A 5,101-nucleotide genomic window follows, 5' to 3' on the forward strand; every position below is an offset into this window, starting at 1 on the left:
TTGTGCCAATTGAATATTTCAGATAGACTTCCTCTTAGCTGATTAAAGTACTTTTTCATCTTTCGCAAATAATGAATATATAAGGCTTTAATCAGTCCTTTCAATATTTTTTATCGTGTACAGAGTAAAATTTTTTAGATTTCTTATTAGCAATAAGTACTAATCTCACCTTTATCAACTACCTTTGAAATATTGTAACCATTATCAAATATAACCAAGTTCGCTATATATCCGGACTTTATCTTCCCTAATAAATTCCCTAAATTAATCGATTCTGCTGCATAAGTGGACGCCATTCTTAGTGCCTCATCAAGAGGTATAAAAGTATTCTCAACTGTATTTTTAACCGCACCAATCATTGTCAAAGCAGATCCACCCAAAGTCCCATCAGCTGTAGTTAGCTTACCATTTTTGTGATAGACAACCGCGCCCTCAAAGACAAATTCTTCCATATCTGTACCTGCCGGAGCTGCTGCATCTGTTACAAGAATTAATTTCTCTTTGAGTAACTTCTTAGCAACTTCTAATGATGAATAATCTAAGTGAAACCCATCAGCGATGATTCCAGCATATACACTTGATGAGTTTAGGACTGCACCTATAGCACCAGGGTTTCTACCTTGATATCCACTCATAGCATTATACAAATGTGTTGCCATGGTTATACCTGATTCAATGCCATTAAATGCTTCTTCATAAGTTGCATTTGTATGACCTAAAGAAACAGTTATTCCAGCATTAGCTAGTTTCTTGATAGTAGATGAATCACAAACTTCTGGAGCCAGGGTCAGAATTTTCACACAATCAGCGTACTCTATTATTGTATCTATAATTTTAGAATCAGGTCCTCTAACATGATCAATATTATGAACCCCTTTTTTAGTTCTGCTAATATAGGGACCCTCAAGATGAAGACCTGGAATATTATATTGATATTTATCTTTATAATCCCTCACCAATTTCAATGCTTTTAAAATATTTTCATCAGAAGTTGTAATCAATGTTGGCAGCACTGTTGTTGCCCCATATTTCTTTGAAGACTCAAATATGCCTTTTAGACAATCCTCACTGATATCATCATTTAGAAGAAACCCTCCAAAACCATTTACCTGCAGGTCAATGAATCCTGGTGCAATATTCTCACCTTTTAAGTCTATAATTTCATAATCTGAATAATCCTTTATATTAGAATTATGGATTATATCTTGAATAGTTTGGCCATTCATAACAACAGAATGATTATCCAATATTTCTAGTCCACTATATATTTTACAATTTGTGAGGATTTTCATCTACTTCTCCCTATATCTAATAAAAAACATTTGCTCAATAGCAATAAAATAACTGAACCATTTTCTTATACAATCTCTAAAAGACTTTCCTAAACTCTTCGGCATAATAAACCTTCTGATTTTTTAACTGATCCAATTTATTCGATAAATCTAACACCATAAAAACATCTTCGGGCACATCATATTCACACTTTATTTTATATGTTATAGTAGACTTAAAACCAAATTTTGGATAATAACTAGGGTGCCCTAAAACAAATATTGCATCAATACTATTTACTCTAGCTTCTTTTATCATCATTTCTATAAGCTTAGTACCTATCCCCTTATGTTGATATTCAGGTGCGACAGACATTGGAGCCAATCCATATATTTTTAGATTAGTAGATTTTTCCGTTGTCATTTTTGAAAGAATTGCTTGACCTATTATATTGCCGTTATCAGTCTCAGCAACTAAAGATATTAGACTTTGATGGTCAGTATGTAAAAGTCTAACTAATCTCTCTTCATCTTTGGTATCAAATGCTTCAGATATTAGGTTATATATCTGTTCTTGATCCTTTAAAGTTTCATATCTTATTTTTACGTGCATACCCTAATCTCCAATAACTAGATCACGCGTTGAACGAATTTCTAAATTTAGAAATTTACCAGATTTTTTAAACTTACCAAATACTGCAAACTTTGCTCTCTTACCTTTATCAAAATCAAGATACTTAATCTGACTAGGTACCACAAATATTGAAAACCTAGAGTCTTGATCTGCCTTAAAAAACAATTTTTTACTTTCTCCAATATCAGATAATGTAATCCCCGCGATACCATAGATCAAGCAGTGTTTGTTGTTAATTACATTAGTATCGATAGAATCTAAATCAAGGATATTAATAGTTAAAATATCTTGCCTAGCATACTCTCTAATACGATTTTCCGTAAGTTGTTGCTTCTTTTGTGGCATCAGATTAAGCTCTTCTTCTTTGTTAAGCTTGCCATCATTCTCTAGTTTAGTAACAAGATTTATACATTTTTCTAAATTCTTATTTACTAAAAAATTCAACTTACTCATGTCTTTTTTTGAATCACTTAAAACTAATTCTTTAATTTTTTCATCTTGAATTGGCTTAGTAACTCTTGGACAGAGCTCATCATGCTGTTGATCTGTCATAAAAACAAAATATGCTTCTTGATCAGCTTTACGTACTATTTTTAGTTTAGCTTTGCCACAATCTGGACAAAAAATATTATCAAAATGGAGTTTACTGTTATACTCACTAGCTTTTATGAACCCTCTTTTATACTTAGCTGTTTTCACTTTTTATCCCTAAATCTTTTCAAAAAGAATATCTGATATTGGATGATCAAGGTTCTGACCCCGCTTTTCAAATTTTGTCAAAGGTCGCCATTCTGGCCTTGGTGCAAACCCATCATATAGATTTTTGTATTTATCATCATTTTCAAGAAGTTCTAAAACTTCCTCTGCGTATGATAACCAATCACTAGCGTAATGAAATACACCACCTACTTTAAGTTTTTTAGCAAATAAGTCAACATTTGATTGATTCACTAATCTACGTTTATTATGCTTTTTCTTATGCCATGGATCTGGAAAGTATATCTGCGTTCCTGACAAAGAATTATCAGATATCATATTTTCTAATATTTCTACAGCATCATGACTCATAACTAAAAGATTAGATATATTTTGATGCTCAATTTCATAGAGAATATTACCAACTCCTGCTTTGTGAACCTCAATCCCTAAATAATTTTTTGTAGGATTTTCTAGAGCCATTTGTACCAATGACCCACCCATTCCAAAACCTATCTCTAATACTACATCATTAGAATTTTTGAAAATTTCAGAAAAGTCTAAACTTTTATTTTGATCATATTCAATCATATATTTAGATGCATAATCATCGAGAGCTTGTTGTTGTTTTTTTGTCACTCTGCCAGCTCTTTGTACATAACTTTTTATCTGGCGTAAATTTTCTTTAGAATTATCACTCATTTTTCTAGATTTATTGCAATTTTATTACTACTATTCTATCGCAAGTAAAACAAAAATAAGAGTATAACTGTGCTAATCTTTTTAACAATTCTAGCTTTACAAGTAAGTTGTCTTGTATTACCTGGTCCTGACTTCTTTGTAACCATAAGCAACTCTATCAAATTTGGGCATAGATCAGGAATATATACCGCATTTGGCGTTGCTAGTGGAATTCTTCTAAATACTTTTATAGTCTACTGGTTTGGTTCATTTCTCCTTTATAAACAGCCATTACTGTTCAAAGTATTAATACTTCTAGGTGTCATTTATCTTGCGTACATAGCATATAACTTATACAAGAATATTTTTACAAAACAACAATTAAACCCTAATGCAAATGAACATGTAAAAAACCTTGATAATTTTGATAAGCCTACCAACCTTAAACTTTTCTTGAATGGTGCTTTTACAAATCTTGCTAATGCTAAGGTACTAGTTTTCTTTAGCTCGATGCTTAGTTTAGTTGCTCAACTTCCAAGCTTTGGCAAAATTGCTGTCTGGATTGCTATAGCTCTAAGTACATTTATTTGGTTCGCAATTGTTGCTACTTTCTTTGGTAATAATAAACTTAGGCAAGTGTTCTTTAGAAACATCAAAAAAATTGAATTTGTGTCTGCTATTTTTATAACTATTTTTGTAGTAATTATATTAATTGAGCTTTTTTAGAATAGAACTTTACTCCAACCTAACTTTTCTCTTAGAGTATCATAGTAATTATAATCTTTAGTATGCAAGACAGTGACTTTTTTCTGTGCTTTTTGAATAGTTACTTTCTGATGTGATCTTAAAATAGTATCATGTCTACCATCAATGCTTAAAACAGGTTCTGGATCGTTGTAATCTGTTATATAAATATCTATAACACTTGTATCTGATATAACCAAAGGTCTACTATTTAATGAATGAGAGCATACTGGCACCAAAACCACACTACTTTGATTAGGATTCAAAATAGGTCCACCAGCTGACATTGCATGTGCTGTTGAGCCTGTTGGTGTAGCAACAATAAGTCCATCACCTCTTTGATCAAAAGCATATCGACCATCTATATATACCTTCAAACCAAACATCAACCCCCTACTAGAAGTTATAGCAATTTCATTTAATGCGATAGACGCCTCTAGAGGTGCACGTAAATTATCATCAACACGACATTTCAGCATACTCATTTTGGTAACTGAACTGTCCCCTTTTAATATAGCATCAAGGTCTCTTCTTAAGGCATTATTATCTGCAGCAAGAGTTGTTAAAAAGCCAAGCTTACCCTTATTTACACCAATAACAGGAATATTGCTATATAATGCTAAAACCCTAGATGCTTTAAGAAAATTACCATCTCCACCAACAACGATAGCAACATCACATACCAAAGCTATCTCTTTTAAGCTTGCGGTTGTAATATTTTCCAAGGTGGTATCAGATGCAGTTTCATCCTCTACTACCACATCTAGATTTTGTTGTTGCAAATAAGCATACAGAATCTCTACTGTTTGACTTACTTCTTCTTTATAATGCTTACCGATAATAGCAACTCTACTATATTTATAGATCATACTTATATATTTAGACTGACATTAACTGTGATTATACCAAAATACCTACTAGCACCGAAAATCTTTAACCCAATATTTATAAGGCTGTTGAGTTAATGAAAGCCCTTTTTCATATGTTTTAATATTGAGTATTTTTTAGATAAATCTGACTCAAAATCTTACTTTTGTGTTTCATATCAGCATTTTATGCTGATATGAATACACCT

At 31.9% G+C, this 5,101-nt stretch carries 6 protein-coding genes; 1 reads left to right on the plus strand and 5 read right to left on the minus strand.

Annotated features, from left to right (window positions below):
- Positions 1–146: 146 nt before the first annotated feature.
- From nagA to trmB, 4 genes are all read right to left on the minus strand, one after another.
- Complete coding sequence (gene nagA / locus F3D57_RS09945) at positions 147–1,292, minus strand: N-acetylglucosamine-6-phosphate deacetylase (protein WP_150466137.1); 1,146 nt, start codon at positions 1,290–1,292, stop codon at positions 147–149.
- Between the two features lie 76 nt (positions 1,293–1,368).
- Positions 1,369–1,884: a GNAT family N-acetyltransferase gene (locus F3D57_RS09950; protein WP_150466138.1), complete on the minus strand. Its 516-nt coding sequence runs from the start codon at positions 1,882–1,884 to the stop codon at positions 1,369–1,371.
- Positions 1,885–1,887: 3 nt separating this feature from the next.
- On the minus strand, positions 1,888–2,604 hold the full coding sequence (locus F3D57_RS09955) for a hypothetical protein (RefSeq protein ID WP_150466139.1): 717 nt from the start codon (positions 2,602–2,604) through the stop codon (positions 1,888–1,890).
- A 9-nt stretch (positions 2,605–2,613) separates the two neighbouring features.
- On the minus strand, positions 2,614–3,303 hold the full coding sequence (gene trmB / locus F3D57_RS09960; protein ID WP_150466140.1) for a tRNA (guanosine(46)-N7)-methyltransferase TrmB: 690 nt from the start codon (positions 3,301–3,303) through the stop codon (positions 2,614–2,616).
- Between the two features lie 69 nt (positions 3,304–3,372).
- Between trmB and F3D57_RS09965 the strand changes: the two genes are divergently transcribed.
- On the plus strand, positions 3,373–4,008 hold the full coding sequence (locus F3D57_RS09965; RefSeq protein ID WP_150466141.1) for a LysE family translocator: 636 nt from the start codon (positions 3,373–3,375) through the stop codon (positions 4,006–4,008).
- Here the strand turns inward: F3D57_RS09965 and F3D57_RS09970 are convergent.
- Positions 4,005–4,895, minus strand: a complete 891-nt coding sequence (locus F3D57_RS09970; protein WP_041263912.1) for an NAD(+)/NADH kinase — start codon at positions 4,893–4,895, stop codon at positions 4,005–4,007. The genes F3D57_RS09965 and F3D57_RS09970 overlap by 4 nt on opposite strands.
- Between the last annotated feature and the right edge of the window lie 206 nt (positions 4,896–5,101).

This window comes from Francisella sp. SYW-2, assembly GCF_008711475.1.
Lineage (GTDB): Bacteria > Pseudomonadota > Gammaproteobacteria > Francisellales > Francisellaceae > Francisella > Francisella salimarina.

Coding starts and splice junctions, on each gene's coding strand:
- nagA (WP_150466137.1), bottom strand. CDS start 1,292: ATGAAAATCCTCACAAATTGTAAAATATATAGTGGACTAGAAATATTG.
- F3D57_RS09950 (WP_150466138.1), bottom strand. CDS start 1,884: ATGCACGTAAAAATAAGATATGAAACTTTAAAGGATCAAGAACAGATA.
- trmB (WP_150466140.1), bottom strand. CDS start 3,303: ATGAGTGATAATTCTAAAGAAAATTTACGCCAGATAAAAAGTTATGTA.
- F3D57_RS09970 (WP_041263912.1), bottom strand. CDS start 4,895: ATGATCTATAAATATAGTAGAGTTGCTATTATCGGTAAGCATTATAAA.